The sequence below is a fragment of the Streptomyces sp. NPDC004539 genome (assembly GCF_040610055.1).
In the GTDB taxonomy this organism is placed as follows: Bacteria; Actinomycetota; Actinomycetes; order Streptomycetales; family Streptomycetaceae; genus Streptomyces.
The window spans coordinates 261,509-277,101 of the sequence record NZ_JBEXLS010000011.1 but is presented as its reverse complement, the minus strand read 5'-3'; the positions used below and the strand labels follow the sequence as shown (position 1 = coordinate 277,101).

General features: G+C 71.1%; 15 protein-coding genes. 9 read left to right on the top strand and 6 right to left on the bottom strand.

From position 1 onward, the window contains the following. Positions 1 to 72 precede the first annotated feature (72 nt). The 3 genes from ABZX85_RS24245 (at position 73) to ABZX85_RS24235 (ending at position 3,027) form a co-directional block, all read left to right on the top strand. Positions 73 to 717, top strand: a complete 645-nt coding sequence (locus ABZX85_RS24245; RefSeq protein WP_355872202.1) for a hypothetical protein — start codon at positions 73 to 75, stop codon at positions 715 to 717. Beyond that, positions 704 to 1,594: a class F sortase gene (locus ABZX85_RS24240; protein WP_355872200.1), complete on the top strand. Its 891-nt coding sequence runs from the start codon at positions 704 to 706 to the stop codon at positions 1,592 to 1,594. Before ABZX85_RS24245 ends, ABZX85_RS24240 begins: the two co-directional genes overlap by 14 nt. 113 nt (positions 1,595 to 1,707) lie before the next feature. After that, on the top strand, positions 1,708 to 3,027 hold the full coding sequence (locus tag ABZX85_RS24235) for an MFS transporter (protein ID WP_355872197.1): 1,320 nt from the start codon (positions 1,708 to 1,710) through the stop codon (positions 3,025 to 3,027). Here ABZX85_RS24235 and ABZX85_RS24230 read toward each other — a convergent pair. Then, positions 2,993 to 3,652, bottom strand: coding sequence for a TetR/AcrR family transcriptional regulator (locus ABZX85_RS24230; protein ID WP_355872195.1), 660 nt, complete (start codon positions 3,650 to 3,652; stop codon positions 2,993 to 2,995). The two genes, ABZX85_RS24235 and ABZX85_RS24230, sit on opposite strands and share 35 nt — an antisense overlap. Before the next feature lie 65 nt (positions 3,653 to 3,717). Here ABZX85_RS24230 and ABZX85_RS24225 point away from each other — a divergent pair, with 65 nt between their 5' ends. The 3 genes from ABZX85_RS24225 (at position 3,718) to ABZX85_RS24215 (ending at position 5,995) form a co-directional block, all read left to right on the top strand. Next, positions 3,718 to 4,869: an acyl-CoA dehydrogenase family protein gene (locus tag ABZX85_RS24225; RefSeq protein ID WP_355872192.1), complete on the top strand. Its 1,152-nt coding sequence runs from the start codon at positions 3,718 to 3,720 to the stop codon at positions 4,867 to 4,869. Positions 4,870 to 4,982: 113 nt separating this feature from the next. Then, the gene (locus ABZX85_RS24220) at positions 4,983 to 5,267 is read left to right on the top strand and encodes a YiaA/YiaB family inner membrane protein (protein ID WP_355872190.1); all 285 of its coding nucleotides are present in this window, start codon (positions 4,983 to 4,985) and stop codon (positions 5,265 to 5,267) included. Between the two features lie 101 nt (positions 5,268 to 5,368). Continuing rightward, complete coding sequence (locus ABZX85_RS24215; RefSeq protein ID WP_355872187.1) at positions 5,369 to 5,995, top strand: TetR/AcrR family transcriptional regulator; 627 nt, start codon at positions 5,369 to 5,371, stop codon at positions 5,993 to 5,995. Positions 5,996 to 6,111: 116 nt separating this feature from the next. On the opposite strand, the gene ABZX85_RS24210 is transcribed toward ABZX85_RS24215, so the two are convergent. Then, positions 6,112 to 6,573, bottom strand: coding sequence for a MaoC family dehydratase (locus ABZX85_RS24210; RefSeq protein ID WP_355872185.1), 462 nt, complete (start codon positions 6,571 to 6,573; stop codon positions 6,112 to 6,114). Between the two features lie 135 nt (positions 6,574 to 6,708). On the opposite strand from ABZX85_RS24210, the gene soxR reads away from it, so the two are divergent. Beyond that, positions 6,709 to 7,173 carry a redox-sensitive transcriptional activator SoxR gene (gene soxR, locus ABZX85_RS24205; RefSeq protein ID WP_355872183.1) on the top strand — a complete coding sequence of 155 codons (465 nt, stop codon included), beginning with the start codon at positions 6,709 to 6,711 and terminating at the stop codon, positions 7,171 to 7,173. 93 nt (positions 7,174 to 7,266) lie between these two features. On the opposite strand, the gene ABZX85_RS24200 is transcribed toward soxR, so the two are convergent. Both ABZX85_RS24200 and ABZX85_RS24195 read right to left on the bottom strand, forming a co-directional pair. Further along, positions 7,267 to 8,334 (bottom strand): RNA ligase (ATP), encoded by a 1,068-nt coding sequence (locus ABZX85_RS24200; protein WP_355872180.1) that lies wholly within the window; start codon positions 8,332 to 8,334, stop codon positions 7,267 to 7,269. Between the two features lie 154 nt (positions 8,335 to 8,488). Beyond that, the gene (locus tag ABZX85_RS24195) at positions 8,489 to 9,385 is read right to left on the bottom strand and encodes a hypothetical protein (protein ID WP_355872178.1); all 897 of its coding nucleotides are present in this window, start codon (positions 9,383 to 9,385) and stop codon (positions 8,489 to 8,491) included. A 251-nt stretch (positions 9,386 to 9,636) separates the two neighbouring features. Between ABZX85_RS24195 and ABZX85_RS24190 the strand changes: the two genes are divergently transcribed. Continuing rightward, positions 9,637 to 10,443: a G1 family glutamic endopeptidase gene (locus tag ABZX85_RS24190; RefSeq protein ID WP_355872175.1), complete on the top strand. Its 807-nt coding sequence runs from the start codon at positions 9,637 to 9,639 to the stop codon at positions 10,441 to 10,443. A 149-nt stretch (positions 10,444 to 10,592) separates the two neighbouring features. Here ABZX85_RS24190 and ABZX85_RS24185 read toward each other — a convergent pair whose 3' ends face one another. After that, the gene (locus ABZX85_RS24185; RefSeq protein ID WP_355872173.1) at positions 10,593 to 11,195 is read right to left on the bottom strand and encodes a hypothetical protein; all 603 of its coding nucleotides are present in this window, start codon (positions 11,193 to 11,195) and stop codon (positions 10,593 to 10,595) included. 231 nt (positions 11,196 to 11,426) lie between these two features. Between ABZX85_RS24185 and ABZX85_RS24180 the strand changes: the two genes are divergently transcribed. Beyond that, a complete protein-coding gene (locus ABZX85_RS24180; RefSeq protein ID WP_355872170.1) occupies positions 11,427 to 14,183 on the top strand; it encodes a penicillin acylase family protein in 2,757 nt (918 codons plus the stop codon). A gap of 66 nt (positions 14,184 to 14,249) precedes the next feature. Here the strand turns inward: ABZX85_RS24180 and ABZX85_RS24175 are convergent, their stop codons facing one another. After that, positions 14,250 to 15,494, bottom strand: a complete 1,245-nt coding sequence (locus ABZX85_RS24175) for a serine-threonine protein kinase (RefSeq protein WP_355872168.1) — start codon at positions 15,492 to 15,494, stop codon at positions 14,250 to 14,252. Between the last annotated feature and the right edge of the window lie 99 nt (positions 15,495 to 15,593).

Here is a 15,593-nt window from a genome sequence, read left to right as displayed (position 1 = left end):
TCCCACCCACCCCGCACCCCCTACCCCCAGTCTTCCGAAAAAGATGACAATCATCCGACTCGGAGGCTCTGTATGACCCGCCCGTATCCCTCCCGCAAGGCCGCCGCCGCCCTGACGGCGCTCGCCGCGACGGGGGTGACCCTCCTCGGCGCGTCCGCCGCCGTCGCCGCGCCCGGCGACAACGGCGACGTCAAGATCCACACCGTGGGCACCGCGGTCGACGCCCAGGCCAACCAGCCCAAGGTCTGCCGCTTCTACCTGGACGCGTTCAACTTCGACACCGCCCAGGGCATCGACTGGACGATCCAGCCGCAGGGCGGGAACTCCGGCACCACGGCCACCCTGTCGGACTCGCTCACGCTGGCCAACGGCACGGGGACCACCGAGAACCTGCTGCTGCCGACCGGGCAGTACAAGCTGACGTGGAAGATCGTCGGCGGCAACGGCGCGGGCAAGATGAAGGTCTTCAAGGTCGACTGCCCGGACATCACGCCCAGCAGCCCGCCGCCGACCGGCGGTCCGGGTGGCCCCGGCGGTGGCCCGGGCGGTCCCGGCGGTGGCCCCGGCGGTCCGAACGGCGGTCCGCCGGCGGGTGGCGGCGGGCTCGCGAAGGACGACGCGTTCAGCCCGCTCGCCGGTGCGGCGGCCGTCGGCGTGACAGCGGTCGGCGCGGTGGCGTGGTTCCGGCTCCGCCGTCGCCCGCATGGCGCCGCGTAACCCCGGCGCCGTACGCGTGTCCCAGGCCCCCGGCGTCCCGGTCTCCCCGGGCGCCGGGCCCGGCCCGGGGGTACGGCGGTCCCGTCGCCCGGCGCCGCGCCCCTGGTACCGCACCCGCGCCTACCGCCTCACCCGCACCCTCGTGGTGGCCGCCGCGCTCACCACGGCCGGCGTGTGGTGGGCCGCCCCCGGCGACCCGGCGATCACGGCCGCCCCCGGCTCCGACGCGAAGAGCGTCCTCCCGGCCTCCGGCCCGAGCACCCCCGGCGGCCCCGGCGGCCCCGGCGGTTCCGGCGGTTCTGGTACGACGGTCCCCGGCCCCGGCGCGAGAAGCGTGCCCCCGACATCCGGTACGACGCCCCCCGGCCCCGGCGCGAAGAACGTGCCCCCGACAGCCGCCCCCACCCCGTACCCGTACCCCTCCAGAGCCACCCGCCTGGTCATCCCCTACCTCGACGTGGACGCCCCCGTCATGCCCCTGTCCCTCGACCGCGACCACCGCCTCACCGCACCGCCCGGCGACGACCCCAACCTGGTCGGCTGGTACACCGGCGGACCCGCGCCCGGCGTCCTCGGTACGGCCGTCGCCGTCGGACACCTCGACACGCACACCGCCGGTGCCGTCTTCGCGGGGCTCAAGGAACTCACCCCGGGCCACCTCGTCGAGGTGCGCCGCGCGGACGGACGGACCGCCGTCTACACGGTCGACAGCGTCGCGACGTACGACAAGAAGGACTTCCCCGACCGGCGGGTGTACGGCGACCGGGGGCGCGCCGAGCTGCGGCTGATCACCTGCGCGGGACGGTACGACCGGAAGAGCGGGTACTCGGGCAACACGGTCGTCTTCGCGCATCTCACGGGGACCCGGGGACGCTGAGTCCGCCCGCGGAACAGGTCGTTCACCCCGGTTCCGGTCCGCCCCGTTGACCCCATACCGTCCGGTCAGTATGTTCCCGGGAACGTCCCCCGCGTCCCACGGAGTGTGCACGTATGGACACGTTCCCCACCGCTCACCCCCGTACGACCCCCACCCGCAAGGCGTCCCACCGCCGGGTCGCCACGGCCGCCGCGCTGGCGTCGGCCGTGGAGTGGTACGACTACTTCGTCTTCGGGATCGCCGCGGCACTCGTGCTCGGCGATCTCTATTTCCCGTCCGGCAGTTCGACCGCCGGCATCCTGGCGGCGTTCGCGACCTTCGCCGTCGGCTTCCTGGCCCGCCCGATCGGCGGCATCGTGGCCGGCCAACTCGGCGACAAGCGCGGCAGGAAGCCGATGCTGGTGATGGCGCTGACCCTGATGGGGGTCGCGACGACCGGTATCGGGCTGCTGCCCACCTACGACACGATCGGGGTGGCCGCGCCGATCCTGCTCGTCCTGCTGCGCGTCGTCCAGGGCGTCGCCGTCGGTGCCCAGTGGGGCGGCGCGATGCTCCTGGCGACCGAGTACGCCCCCGAGGGCAAGCGCGGCATCTACGGCAGCTTCGTCCAACTCGGCGTCCCCATCGGCGTGGTGACCGCGAACTCCGTCTTCCTGCTGGCCGGCGCCTTCACGAGCGAGAGCGCGTTCGAGGCGTGGGGCTGGCGAGTCCCGTTCGTCATCGGCCTGTTCGTCCTCGTGCTCGCCTGGTACATCCACCGCCATGTCGAGGAGACCCCCGAATTCCGGGCGGCGGAACGGGAGTTGGCCGAGAAGGAGAAGTCGGAGCAGAGCTCCCCGCTGCGTACGGTCCTGCGCCACCACCTCGGCACCGTCCTCCTCGCCGGCGGCTCCTTCGCCGTGAACACCGCGACGTTCTACATCCTGATCACCGGCGTCCTCGACTACACGACCCGCGACCTCGGGATGAAGCGCAGCGCGGTCCTGACCGTCTCCCTCTGCGTCAGCCTCACCCAACTCGTCCTGATACCCGCCTCGGCCGCCCTCTCCGACAAGGTCAGCCGGATCAGGATCTACGCCCTCGGCGCGGCCGGCATCGCCCTGTGGGCCGTCCCGATGTTCCTCCTCATCGACACCGGCTCGCTGCTCTGGCTCGCCGTCTCCACCTTCGTCGCCGGCTGCTTCCTCAGCATCATGTACGGTCCCCAAGCCGCCCTGTTCGCCGAGCTGTTCACCCCGGAGATGCGGTACACGGGAGCCTCGCTCGGCTACCAGATCGCGGCGGTCGCGGGCGGCGGACTCGCGCCGTTCGTGATGGTCCTGCTCCTGGAGACGACCGGTACGTCGATGGCGGTCTCGGCGTACATCATCGGCCTCTCCGTGATCGCCCTGCTCTCCATCAAGGTCCTTGCGGACCGGGCCCGTTCACGCTGATCCGCGCGAACTGCCCCTCCAGGCCGTCGAGGAGAGCCGTCAGCCCGGTCTCGAAGGCCCGCTCGTCCACGGTCTCCTGCCGCTCGGCCAGCAGATGCGCCTGGCCGAGATGCGGGTAGTCGGCGGGGTCGTACGCGCCGCGGTCCCGTACGAAGCCGCCCGCGAACGACCCCAGCGCCGACCCCATCACGAAGTACCGCATCAGCGCCCCGACCGACGTCGCCTGCGCGGCGGGCCAGCCGGCCCGGACCATCGCCCCGTACACCGCGTCCGCGACCCGTAGCCCCGCGGGTCTGCGGCCCGGACCCCGAGCCAGTACCGGGACGATGTTGGGGTGATCCCGCAGGGCGGCCCGGTACGACGTCGCCCAGTCGTGCAGCGCGGTGCGCCAGTCGCGGCCGTCCTCGAACATCGACAGGTCGACCCGCGCGCTCACCGAGTCGGCGACCGCCTCCACGATCTCGTCCTTGGTGGCGAAGTGGTTGTACAACGAGGGCCCGCTCACGCCGAGTTCGGCGGCGAGGCGGCGGGTGGAGAGCGCGTCGAGCCCCTCGGCGTCGATCAGCTGCCGGGCCGCGGCGACGATCCGTGCGGTGCTCAGCAAGGGCTTGTGCGGTCGGGCCATGGCGCTCATAGTAGGGCTGCGCCAGAAAACTAGCAGTGATAATTTATCCTTACAGGAATCGCCGCATGAATCTGGAACTGACCGAGGAACAGACCGCCGTCCAGCGCCTCGCCCGGGACTTCGTCGCCCGCGAGATCACCCCGCACGTCCGCGACTGGGACCGCGCCGAGGCCGTCGACCGGGGCATCGTCAAGAAACTCGGCGCCGTCGGCTTCCTCGGCCTCACGGTCGACGAGGAGTACGGCGGCTCGGGCGGTGACCATCTCGCGTACTGCCTGGTCACCGAGGAGCTGGGGCGCGGCGACTCCTCGGTGCGCGGCATCGTCTCCGTCTCCCTCGGACTCGTCGCCAAGACGATCGCCGCGTGGGGGAGCGAGGAGCAGAAGCGGCAGTGGCTCCCAGGTCTGACGTCCGGTTCGTACCTGGGGTGCTTCGGGCTGACGGAACCCGGCACCGGGTCCGACGCGGGGAACCTCGTCACCCGGGCCGTACGTGAGGGTGACTCGTACGTCGTCAACGGGTCCAAGATGTTCATCACGAACGGGACCTGGGCCGACGTCGTCCTCCTCTTCGCGCGCTCCACCGACGCCCCCGGCCATCACGGCGTCTCCGCGTTCCTCGTCCCCACCGACACCGCCGGCCTGACCCGCCGCACGATCCACGGCAAGCTCGGGCTGCGCGGGCAGGCCACCGCCGAGCTGGTCTTCGAGGACGTCCGTATCCCCGCGTCCGCGCTGCTCGGCCCGGAGGGGAAGGGGTTCTCCGTCGCGATGTCGGCGCTGGCCAAGGGGCGGATGTCGGTGGCGGCCGGCTGCGTCGGGATCGCGCAGGCCGCGCTGGACGCCGCCGTCGGGTACGCGGGGGAGCGCGAGCAGTTCGGCACACCGATCGCCGGGCACCAGCTCGTGCAGGAGCTGATCACCGACATCGCGGTCGACGTCGACGCCGCCCGCCTGCTGACCTGGCGCGTCGCCGACCTGATCGACCGGGGGCTGCCGTTCACCACCGAGGCGTCCAAGGCGAAACTCTTCGCCTCCGAGGCCGCCGTACGCGCCGCGAACAACGCGCTCCAGGTGTACGGGGGTTACGGGTACATCGACGAGTACCCGGTGGGGAAGCTGCTGCGGGACGCCCGGGTGATGACGCTGTACGAGGGGACGAGCCAGATCCAGAAGCTGGTGATCGGGCGGGCGCTCACGGGGGTGTCGGCCTTCTGAGCCACCCCTCGGGGGTACGCCTTCAGAGGTACCTCTCCGGTCTCCCCCGGCTGAGTACCTCCTGAGTACTACGGCGGATGTGGCGCGGGCCACGTCCGCCGAGACTCGTCCCCATGAGTGAGACACCCAAGCAGCAGAGCACCGCCGCCTTCTACGGCCAGGCCGTGGCCTCGTTCGCCGTCGCCATGGCGGCCACCGCCGTCGGCATCTACCAGCTCAGCGCCGACGCCTGGGTCCGCGCGTTCCTCGCGATCGCCGTGCTCTACCTGGTGACGTCCTGCTTCACCCTCGCGAAGGTGATCCGCGACCGCCAGGAGGCCGGCCGGATCGTCAGCCGGGTCGACCAGGCCCGCCTGGAGAAGCTGCTCGCCGAACACGACCCCTTCGAGAAGCTCTGAGCGCGGACAGGTGCGGGGAAAGCTCCGACCGGCCTGACTAAGCGCCCGCTCACCTTCGGCGGTATGGTAGGGCGACTGTCTGTGAGAAGGGTCGGTGAGCGATGAGTACGGCGCAGGACACGATCGGCGGCGAGGCCGAACCGTGGGAAGAGGTCACGCCCGACGCGGCCCGACGTCTGCTCGTCGCCGCGGTCGAGGCGTTCGCCGAGCGCGGCTACCACGCCACCACCACCCGGGACATCGCGAGCAGGGCCGGCATGAGCCCCGCCGCGCTCTACATCCACTACAAGACCAAGGAGGAACTCCTCCACCGGATCAGCCGCATCGGCCACGACAGGGCGCTCGACATCCTGCGCACCGCCGCCCGCGGCGAAGGCACCGCCGCCGCGCGCCTCGCCGACGCGGTCAGCTCCTTCGTCCGCTGGCACGCGGTCCGGCGTACGACGGCCCGTGTCGTCCAGTACGAACTGGACGCCCTCGGCCCCGACGCCCGCGCCGAGATCGTCGCCCTGCGCCGCGAGGTCAACGCGGAGGTGAGCGGCATCCTGGAGGACGGGGTCGCCTCGGGGGAGTTCGACGTCATCGACGTCCGGGGGACGACGCTCGCGATCCTCTCCCTCTGCGTCGACGTCGCCCGCTGGTTCAACGTGCACGGGACACGGACGCCGGAGGAGGTCGGCGAACTGTACGCCGACCTCGTACTGCGGATGGTGGGGGCCGCGAAGTAGCGCTCCGGGGGTAGCTCCCGGGAGGTAGCCCTCTGGAGGCAGCTCCTGCGAGGCAGCTCCTGCGAGGCAGCTCCTGCGAGGTAGTCCTTCCGAGCCGCCCCCTGAGGGGTAGCCCTCTAGAGGTAGTACCGGGACACCGACTCCGCCGCGCACACCGGCTTGTCGCCGCCCTCGCGCTCCACCGTGAACGCGAGGGTGATCTGCACCCCGCCCGTGACGTCCTCGACGGAGCTGATCCGCGCGGTCGCGCGCAGCCGGGAGCCGACCGGCACCGGGGCGGGGAAACGGACCTTGTTCGTCCCGTAGTTGACGCCCATCTTCGCGCCGTCGACGCGGATCAGCTGGGGGCCGAAGAGGGGCAGCAGCGACAGCGTGAGGTAGCCGTGCGCGATGGTCGTCCCGAACGGGCCGGCCGCCGCCTTCTCCGGGTCGACGTGAATCCACTGGTGGTCCCCGGTGGCCTCGGCGAACAGGTCGATCCGCTTCTGGTCGACCTCCACCCAGTCGCTGTACCCCAACTGCTCGCCCACCGCCGCCTTGAGCTCGTCGGCGGACGTGAAGATCCTCGGCTCTGCCATGGTCCCGGCCTCTCGCTGCGAAGTCCCGAAGTCTAAGCGACTGCTTAGCATGGTCGACCGGAAAGCCACTGTCAACGCACGGCGGCCACCTCCGGCGGACCCGCGAGGGCGAGCCCGCCCCACTAGGCTGGTCGGGTGCCCCAGATCCACGAGAACGTCCAAGAGCTGACCGTCGGCCAGTTGTCGGCGCGCAGTGGTGTCGCCGTGTCCGCGCTGCACTTCTACGAGGCGAAGGGGCTGATCATCAGCCGCCGCACCGCGGGGAACCAGCGCCGCTACGGCCGGGACACGCTGCGGCGGGTGGCGTTCGTGCGGGCGGCCCAGCGGGTCGGCATCCCCCTCGCGACGATCAGGGAGGCGCTGGCCCAGCTCCCGGAGGAGCGGACGCCGACGCGCGAGGACTGGGCGCGGCTGTCGAAGGCGTGGCGGTCCGAACTGGAGGAGCGCATCAAGCAGTTGAACCGGCTGCGCGATCACCTCACGGACTGCATCGGCTGCGGCTGCCTCTCCCTCGACACCTGCGTCCTCTCCAACCCGGACGACATCACCGGCAACCGCCTCACCGGCTCCCGGCTGGTGGTGGAACGCCGGGAGAGCTGAGGAGGCGGCCCCGCCGACAGGGCGCGCCCGCCTCCTCGTGCAGGGCACGCCCCCACCTCCGCGCAGGGCACGCCCCCCGTACGCGGCCCCATATCACTCGTACTCCGTCCCGCCCTTCCTCGTCAGATAAGCCGGACTCACCGCCTTCCCGATCGCCCGCCCCCCGACGACAGGGCTGTACCTCTCGACGGCGGGCCGGATGACGACCCCCTCGCGCAGATGCAGCCCCTTCCCGGACACCGTCTCGCGCCCGGTCGCCAGCGCGAACACCTGCTTGGGGTCGTAGGGTCCGGCGAACAGCCGGGGTACGAGGGGCAGTTCGCCCGCGAGCAGCTCCTCCGCGTCCAGCCACCGCACCACCCCGTCGACCTCGGCGGCCACGTCGAACACCGCGTACCCGAGGGACTCGCGGCGCCCGTCGGCCCCGTACGACAGATCCTGGACGCCCTCCCCGTACACCTCCCCGAAGATCCCCACTCGCCGGGCCCCGAGGCGCGCGGCGAGCCGGGCGGCGGCCTCGGGGACGCCGTGGCCGCGTACCGCGCGCCAGTACAGGTTGCGCGGGTCCTCCTGGAGAGCCAGGGACCGGGCGCCGAACCCCTTGGAGGTGACGTACACCCGCTCGTCGTCCGCGACGTACGTCAGCAGGCAGGCCGAGCCGTGCAGCTTCTCCGTGAGTACTACGGGTTCCCCCGGGGTGAAGAGGCCGGGGTACCGCTGGATGTTCTCGATGTCCACCCAGGGGACAAGGTCGGGCGCCGGCTCCACGTCCCCGCTCATCGTCGGCGGCACCGGGGGCACCCACTTCGTGATCCCCAGGACCTCCGCGAAGTCGGTGCCGTCCTCGGCGGCCCGCGCCAGATCGACCCCCGCCAGGGCGCCCGGCCGGCACACGATGCCCTGCGACAGCTCACCGCGCAGCCGGACCGCCTTGACCCGGTCCGCGTTCCCGCCCGCGAGCCGCCCGGTCAGCCCGAGTTCCGCGATGAGCCCGGCGGGCAGCACCGCCTGCTCGGGGATGTAGACGGCGGTGTCCCCGGTCCGGTACACCCCCTTCGCCACCACGGCCCGGTACAGCCCGACCTGGGCCAGCTCCAGGGCGTCGGCGTTCGGGTGTTCGTGCACGGTCAGGACTTCGGCGGTGACGCGCAGCGTCGACATGAGTGCTCCTACGGACGTGGTCTCATCGCCGCCAACTGTCCCGGCGGGAATGAGGTGGAGCGACCGGATTTCCGCCTGCTACCTTCAACGGCCCCCGAAAGAGGGCCCGTTCAGCCCTCGCGCCCGCTGCACCCCCTTCACCCCCGGGCCCGCTTCACTCCCACACCCACCGAATCCCGAACCGGCACCCCTCCGCCCCCAGCGCCACCGCGTGCACCGCCCCCGCCGCGTCCAGCCGCAGCCGCCGCTCCCGCCGGAACCGCGCCCGCCCCTCCCTCTCAAGTCCCGTCGTACGGAAGGAGTAGCACGCGGACGGCAGGGCCTCCGCGGCGAACCGCACCTCCAACAGGTGCTCCCGCATGGGCACATGGATCGCCGTCTCCACGTGCTGGGACACCGGCAGCGGCTCCCGGTGCTCGACCGTGTAGTCCACGATCACCGTCTCCCCCCGGGCCAGCGGCCGTTCGAACAGCATCTCCGCGACGAGCAGCCCCTCCTCGGGCAGTTCGACGACCGTCCCGAGCCGCAGCGGCTCGGCGAGCCGTATCCGGGGCGGCGGGCCGGGGGAGTCGAGCCGGTAGAGGGCGATCCACCGGTCAGCCCCGTCCGCCTCGGCCCGCAGCAGCCGCCGGCTGGACAGCGACCGCAGCCGCCGCTCCCCGTCGACCTCCGCGCGGTTGTGGCAGCTGAGCCGGGTCAGTGAGGAGTCCCAGCGGACGTCGACGGCGTGCCGGGCGTCGCCCAGCGGCCAGGCCCGGTCCAGCGCCGGATGCGTGTCGCCGGGCGGCAGCCAGCGGCCCCGGGGCCGGGGTGGGGCGAGGCGTGCGCTGAGGGCGGCCGGGGGGAGTGCCAGCACGTCCTCCAGGACCGTCAACGCGGAGAGCGAGCGCCGTCGTTCGGGCTGGTGGCGGCCGGACTGCCAGGAGCTGAGCGTCGCCGCCGAGACCGGGACCCCGCGCAGCCGCAGCCGTTCGTGAATCCGGTCCAGACTCAGCCCGCTCGCGGCGATGGCGGCCCGCAGCTCCTCGTGGAACGGTCTCTCCCCGTGCATCCCCACAGTCTCCGCCCGGCCCCATGGCGGGGCGGAAGAGCACAGTCCGGATGTTTGATCAAAGTTTCCGCTTGTTTGATCGAAACCGTCCGAACCTAAAGCTTTCTTCTGGCAGCCGTTTCGCCGGTATTGCGGCTCAATTCCCGCAGAACTGAACGGACTCGGACTTCTTGCCATGCCCATGAAAGCTCGCCGAAGCTGCTGATCGCCGCCGCATGTCCCCCCACCTCCCCAGCCACCACGGAGAGTTCATGTCCAGCATCAGGTCCGCGAGCCTCGCCGTCCTCGCCGCAGGCACCCTCACCGCAGCCCTCGCCACCCCGGCGCTCGCCGCGACGCAGACGGTGACCGCCAAGGCCCCGCGTCAGCTCACGCAGTCCATCGAGAGCCACGAGAACCACGCCCCCCACGGCGCGCTGAAGCACTCCGGCAAGGTCAACGCCTCGGAGACGTCCACGAACTGGTCCGGTTACGCCGCGACCGGCTCCGCCGGCGACTTCACCTCCGTCACCACCTCCTGGACCCAGCCGACGGTCACCTGCGGCTCGGCCACCACCTACTCCTCGTTCTGGGTCGGCCTCGACGGCGACGGCAACGACGCGCTGGAGCAGACCGGCACCGAGGCCGACTGCATCAACGGCCAAGCCGTGTACGGCGCTTGGTGGGAGGTCCTGCCGGACGCCTCGACGTCGTGGGACGACGTCACCGTCGCGGGCGGCGACAAGCTGACGGCGACCGTGACGTACAGCGGCAGCAACTTCACGATGACGCTGAAGGACACCACGCAGGGCTGGACGAAGTCCAAGACCGACGCGGGCTCCTCCGACTTCCAGAACGCCTCCGCGGAGGTCATCGCCGAGGCGCCCGAGGTCGACGGCTCGCTCGCCGAGCTGGCCGACTTCGGGACGGTCGCCTTCACCGGTGCGAAGGCCAACGGCTCCGCCCTGAGCAACTCCTCGCCCGACAAGATCACGATGACCAACAGCAGCGGCACGGTCCGCGCGCAGCCCGGCACGCTGTCCAGCGGCGCGTTCTCGGTGGTGTGGAAGTCCGCCTGAGCCGTAGTGCTGTAGCGCTCAGGGCTCAGGTCCCGGCCGAGAGGTCGTCGTACCCAGGTCGTCCGGGACACCCCGTACCACCTGCGGACCTCGCCGTGAATCGGGGGGTGCGGCATCCCCGTCGCACCCCCACTGCCCTGCTCCGGGAGCTACGCCGACACCAGCAGCCGGCCTCGCCTGGCGGACGCCAGTGCCTCCGGGGTGAGGACCGGACGCGGGACCAATATGCCGCAGTCCGTGCAGACCGGGCCCGCCGACGGCTCGTGATCGAGGTCGTACTTCCACAGGAGCCGTTCGCCACCGCACACCGGGCAGCAGGCGCCCGGAGCGCGCTCCAGCGCGGCGATCAGCCGGCGCAGTACCTCGGCCAGCGGCTCACGGGGGTGGAGCCGCGGGTCGTCGCACCATGCCACGCCGAACCCGCCCCAGGTCAGCCGGTGCCAGTCGTCGACACTGCCGGGCCTGCGCAGTCCGTCGTGCTTCTCCTTCCTGCGCCGCTGGGCGAAGCCCGCCTCGTAGGCCAGCCACACCGTCCGCGCCTCCTCCAGCTCCTCCAACGCGGCCACGAGCCGCGCCGGGTCGGGAGAGCGGTCCTCGGGGCCGAACCCGGCCCGCGAGGAGAGGTGGTCCCAGGTCGCCCTGTGCCCGTAAGGGGCGAACCGCTCAAGGCACTTGCGCAGCGAATAACGCCGCAGCGCCAGATCGCTGCGCGGATCGCGCGCCTGTCTCGCCAGACTCCGGAAACCTGCCATCGCCTTGCACCTCCGTCACACCTGCACCTGTACTTCGGTCACTTCGGCGCCGCCGCGCCGGAATCGCGCGACGTCGTCGAATAGACGTATCGACTCTCGATTCGGCTCCATCCGATTTCCGGATGGCCCCCGCCGGGTGAGGAGCCGTGGAAAAACTTGACGCATGTTCATCTTCAAAGCCGGGGATACCGGCGGTAACCTTCCGGCCACCCCCGTCGCTAGGAGCTGCACATGCCACGGCGAACTCCCCTCGACAGACTGAGAACTCCCGGCAGACTTCCCGGGTTCCTGAAGAGCGCGACCGTGTGCGCGCTCCTCGCCGGTCTGTTGTCCCCCCTCACCCAGGTCGCCACCGCCCAGGCGGCCGAGGCCAACGACTACTGCGGCGGACAGTGTTCCGACATCCTGCCGCCCGGCCAGAACGGCAACGCGACCCTCGCGCAGATCATCCTCAACCAGGCGTTCGGCACCCAGCCCGACCACGCCGAGGACCAGCTCGGCCCGTACAACAACCTGGCCAAGGGCTATCCCACGCTCACCAACGCCACCATCAACACCTTCTTCAACGACGCCTCCTTCGGGGTCACGGCCGATCAAGTCGCCTCCACCCTCCAGCCGGCCGGCCGCACCGACGTCAAGATCGTCCGTGACAAGAAGACCGGCGTCCCGCACATCACCGGTACCACTCGATACGGCACCGAGTTCGGCGCCGGGTATGCGGCGGCCCAGGACCGGCTGTGGCTGATGGACGTCTTCCGCCATGTCGGCCGCGGACAGCTCACCGGCTTCGCCGGCGGCGCCGCCTCCAACCAGGGCCTCGAGCAGCAGTTCTGGCGCAACGCGCCGTACACCGAGGCCGATCTCCAGGCGCAGATCGACAACGCCGTCGCCACCAGCGGGGCCCGGGGCCAGCAGGCCCTCGCCGATGTGAACGCCTATCTCGACGGCATCAACTCCTACATCGACGCCTCCGACAGCGGCCGGTACTTCCCCGGCGAGTACGTCCTCACCGGGCACAAGGACTCGATCACCAACGCCGGGACCATCGACCACTTCAAGGTCACCGACATGGTCGCCCTCGCGTCCGTCATCGGCGCGCTCTTCGGCTCCGGGGGCGGCGGCGAGGTCAACAACGCGATCTCCCTGCTGGCCGCGCAGGAGAAGTACGGCGTCACCGAGGGCACCAAGGTCTGGGAGTCCTTCCGGGAACGCAACGACGCCGAGGCCGTCGTCACCGTCCACAACGGCGAGAGCTTCCCGTACGCCACGAAGCCCGCGAACCCGCAGGGCACTGCGCTCCCCGACGCCGGTACGGTCGCCGCCGAACCCCTCATCTACGACGCGACCGGCACCGGCGGCCCCGCCGCGACGGCCGCCGCTGCCGCCACGACGTCCGCGAAGCGCGGGATGTCCAACGCCCTCGTCGTCAACGGCGCGCACACCGCCAGCGGCCATCCCGTCGCCGTCTTCGGTCCGCAGACCGGCTACTTCGCCCCACAGCTCCTCCTTCTCCAGGAGATCCAGGGTCCCGGAATCAGCGCCCGCGGCGCATCGTTCGCAGGTCTCAGCATGTACGTGGAACTCGGGAGGGGTCAGGACTACGCCTGGAGTGCTACGACGTCCGGCCAGGACATCATCGACACGTACGCCGTCGAGCTGTGCCAGGACGACTACCACTACCTGTACCACGGCACCTGCACCGCCATGGACAAGGTCGAGCAGAAGAACGCCTGGAAGCCGACGACCGCCGACTCCACCGCCGCCGGCTCCTACACGATGCGCGTGTGGCGCACCAAGTACGGTCCCGTCACCCACCGGGCGACCGTCGGCGGCAAGAAGGTCGCCTACACGACGCTGCGCTCCTCCTACCTGCACGAGGCCGACTCGATCATCGGCTTCCAGATGCTCAACGACCCCGACTTCGTGAAGGGACCGGACACCTTCAAGGAGGCGGTCCAGCACATCAACTACACCTTCAACTGGTTCTACGCCGACTCCCAGCACACCGCGTACTACAACTCCGGCGACAACCCGGTCCGCGCGAGCGGCGTCGACGCGGAGTTCCCGGTCTGGGCGCAGGCGGCGTACGACTGGAAGAACTGGAACCCGACCACCAACACGGCCGACTACACGCCGGCTTCGCAGCACCCGCAGTCCGTCGACCAGGACTACTACATCTCCTGGAACAACAAGCAGGCCAAGGACTACACGAGCGCGCCCTGGGGCGAGGGCTCGGTGCACCGGGGCAACCTCCTCGAAGACCGCGTGAAGAAACTCGTCACGGCGGGCGGCGTCACCCGTGCCTCCCTCACCAAGGCGATGGCGGACGCGGCCCTCACCGACCTGCGCGCCGAGGACGTCCTGCCGGATCTGCTGAAGGTCGTCAACAGCTCGACGGTGACGGACTCGACGGCCGCCGCGGCGGTCACGAAACTCCAGACCTGGCTCGCCAACGGCGGTAAACGTACGGAGACTTCGGCCGGGTCCAAGACCTACGCCGACGCCGACGCGATCCGCATCCTGGACGCCTGGTGGCCGCTGCTGGTGCAGGCCGAGTTCCAACCCGGCCTGGGCAGCGACCTGTTCACCGCGATCACCGCCAACCTTCCCGTGGACGAGTCGCCTTCGGCGGCCCACGGTCCCACCGGCTCGCACGCGGGCAGCTCCTTCCAGTACGGGTGGTGGAGCTACGTCGACAAGGACATCAGGTCCGTCCTCGGCCAGTCCGTCCAGGACCCGCTGGCCCGGCAGTACTGCGGGGGCGGCGTCCTGACGGCCTGCCGCGACACGCTGATCAGCACCCTGAAGACCGCCGCGGGCAAGACCGCCGCCCAGGTCTACCCGGGCGACGCCCTCTGCTCGGCCGGCAACCAGTGGTGCGCCGACTCGATCTTCCAGCGCCCCCTCGGAGGCATCAAGCACGGCAACATCAGCTGGCAGAACCGCCCCACCTACCAGCAGGTGGTGGAGTTCACCTCACACCGGTAAGTCCCATGGCGGCGGGGCGCGTTCACAGGGGCACCCCTTTCCTCAGGGGCACCCCTCTCCAAGGGGTCACCCCTGAGGAATCCGCCCCGCCGCCAGCACCACCCGCGCCAGTTCGGGGTGCACGATGTCGCTGTGCGCCCCGGACGGCGGCCCGCCCCGGCGGACGACGGCCGCCGCGTCGACGTTGACGCAGCCGGACGCGGGCAGTGGCCCGCGCAGCGCGTCCGCGAGGCTCAACTGCCGTGTCCCGGGCACCGACTGGACCCCGTCGTGCCCCATGGCACCCCACTTCACACCGAGCAGCTCCCCGATCACCCCCTCCGAGTCCCCCGCCATCCGGGAGGCCAGCGGGTACATCGTCCCGAGGGCCTGGTCGAAGGAGGAGTGGCAGCACACCACCGGCCCGTCGACCCGGCTCTGCCGCCCGCTCAGCGCCCCGTTCGCCGCGAACGCGTAATGGGAGAAGGCACCCTGAAGGAGCGTCACCGACTTCACCGAACGCACCCCCGCCGGCAGCCCGTTGAGCGCGAACGACACCAGACGCCCGCCGAAGCTGTGCCCGACGAGATGGACCCGCACGCCGGGCGCCGCCGACGCCAGCCTGCCGAGGAACGGCCCGAGTCCACGCTCGCCGACCGTCCCGGCCCGGCGCTTCATCGCGTAGTACGTCGCCTGCCGCAGCAGCTCCTTCGCCCCGTCCCAGGGGTTGGGGAGGGAGAACTCCCGGGTGCCGTCGCCCTCTTGGAGCGCCTCCGCGAACTCCGCGCACATCTCGGCCGTCGACTCGGTGAGCAGCGCGGGCTCCCCCTCGCCCGGCAGGTCCGTCGCGCAGCGCGCGGGCACGGCGTCCACGAGCCGCGCCACCAGCTCCCCGAACTCCGCCAACCCCGCTTCCCCGGAGGGACGTTGGTCCAGCAGCGTGACGAGCCGGTCGACGGTCGCCCCCTTGCCGGGGAAGGCGGTCAGGAGCCCGTCCCGGGTGCCGTCGTCCAGGCAGGTGTCCTGAAGGGCCGTCAAGTGCGGGAAATCGGGGATGGGTTCGTCGCAGAACCGCATCGACGGCCACACGATCCCGGCGTACCCGAGTTTCGCGTGCGGCGCGAGGTTCGGGATCGGGGCGAAGAAGGCCCGGTAGAGGGCGGTCGCGCGGGAGCGGTCGTTGTTCCAGCCGTGCGAGAAGAGGATCAGGTCCTGGACGCCCCGCGGCCCTGCCTCGGTGAGGAGCCGGTCGCGTTCGGCGGGGTTCACGTCCCCGTCCGCGTCGAAGGTGAGTTGCCAGTAGGGAGCGACAGTCATTGCCGGTTCGGCCATCACGGCCTCCGTCCCCCGGAGTGATGTGGGCGCAGTGTCCTGCTAACCGGGTGACTTGGCCATACGTCACGCACAGGCTGTCCGGCAGCTCTTCCCCGG

Bases quoted from the DNA above. Each gene is read 5' to 3' on its own strand.
- ABZX85_RS24190 (WP_355872175.1), top strand. From the start codon at position 9,637: ATGTCCAGCATCAGGTCCGCGAGCCTCGCCGTCCTCGCCGCAGGCACC.
- ABZX85_RS24200 (WP_355872180.1), bottom strand. From the start codon at position 8,334: ATGTCGACGCTGCGCGTCACCGCCGAAGTCCTGACCGTGCACGAACAC.
- ABZX85_RS24185 (WP_355872173.1), bottom strand. From the start codon at position 11,195: ATGGCAGGTTTCCGGAGTCTGGCGAGACAGGCGCGCGATCCGCGCAGC.
- ABZX85_RS24230 (WP_355872195.1), bottom strand. From the start codon at position 3,652: ATGGCCCGACCGCACAAGCCCTTGCTGAGCACCGCACGGATCGTCGCC.
- ABZX85_RS24175 (WP_355872168.1), bottom strand. From the start codon at position 15,494: ATGGCCGAACCGGCAATGACTGTCGCTCCCTACTGGCAACTCACCTTC.
- ABZX85_RS24215 (WP_355872187.1), top strand. From the start codon at position 5,369: ATGAGTACGGCGCAGGACACGATCGGCGGCGAGGCCGAACCGTGGGAA.
- ABZX85_RS24245 (WP_355872202.1), top strand. From the start codon at position 73: ATGACCCGCCCGTATCCCTCCCGCAAGGCCGCCGCCGCCCTGACGGCG.
- ABZX85_RS24195 (WP_355872178.1), bottom strand. From the start codon at position 9,385: ATGCACGGGGAGAGACCGTTCCACGAGGAGCTGCGGGCCGCCATCGCC.
- ABZX85_RS24235 (WP_355872197.1), top strand. From the start codon at position 1,708: ATGGACACGTTCCCCACCGCTCACCCCCGTACGACCCCCACCCGCAAG.
- ABZX85_RS24210 (WP_355872185.1), bottom strand. From the start codon at position 6,573: ATGGCAGAGCCGAGGATCTTCACGTCCGCCGACGAGCTCAAGGCGGCG.
- ABZX85_RS24180 (WP_355872170.1), top strand. From the start codon at position 11,427: ATGCCACGGCGAACTCCCCTCGACAGACTGAGAACTCCCGGCAGACTT.
- ABZX85_RS24220 (WP_355872190.1), top strand. From the start codon at position 4,983: ATGAGTGAGACACCCAAGCAGCAGAGCACCGCCGCCTTCTACGGCCAG.
- ABZX85_RS24240 (WP_355872200.1), top strand. From the start codon at position 704: ATGGCGCCGCGTAACCCCGGCGCCGTACGCGTGTCCCAGGCCCCCGGC.
- ABZX85_RS24225 (WP_355872192.1), top strand. From the start codon at position 3,718: ATGAATCTGGAACTGACCGAGGAACAGACCGCCGTCCAGCGCCTCGCC.